At 49.1% G+C, this 572-nt stretch carries 1 protein-coding gene and 1 pseudogene; one reads left to right on the forward strand and one right to left on the reverse strand.

Annotation, left to right across the window (positions count from 1 at the left end):
* Positions 1-393, reverse strand: a pseudogene (locus H3R33_RS09045) (hypothetical protein); the annotation flags it as partial.
* On the opposite strand from H3R33_RS09045, the gene H3R33_RS09110 reads away from it, so the two are divergent.
* Positions 382-572: hypothetical protein (locus tag H3R33_RS09110; RefSeq protein WP_232351108.1), on the forward strand; the 191-nt coding region annotated here is incomplete at its 3' end. The pseudogene H3R33_RS09045 and the gene H3R33_RS09110 sit on opposite strands and share 12 nt — an antisense overlap.

Below are 572 nucleotides of genomic sequence, written 5' to 3' on the forward strand. Positions count from 1 at the left end.
GGTATCAAGATTTTGTTTCATCTGGATATCGAAACCGCTCCATATCGAATGGTTCCTGACTGAATTGCCCTGCAGGCTTCCTGTGCTGATCTGGTTTCTGGAGGCGTCGGCGGCACTGGTGATGGCGCCAGCTGTCAGGGTCGTGTCCCCCCTCACATTGACATTCAGCCCTCCCGTGCCGGCATAAATCCCGGACATCTCCTTTTCTGTTGACGCGTAATCATTGTCAATGACACGTATGTCCCCAAAGAGATCACCACTCGTATAGGGCGTATCAGGTTTATTGGGTTTGGATTGTTTATTAATAATATTTTCTTTATTTGACCCATTACTTGCCTGCTGGTTTCCCTCACCAAAGTTGTGATAGTCGCTAAGGGGTGTGTGAAACTCCATGCCAACCGTCTTGTTATTGCTGTGATACCTGTTGACATTCTGCGGCGTGGCAATGGACATGCTTCCTGTGTTGATGGTGATGGAACCGTTGCTGGGTGTTCCTTTGGTGATTGTTCCATCCCCGTTTTTCACATCGGGATTTTTGTTGACAATCTGCGCCCCATTGAGGGCGAGCCTGC

It is taken from the genome of Commensalibacter sp. B14384M2, from assembly GCF_016101865.1.
In the GTDB taxonomy this organism is placed as follows: Bacteria; Pseudomonadota; Alphaproteobacteria; order Acetobacterales; family Acetobacteraceae; genus Commensalibacter; species Commensalibacter melissae.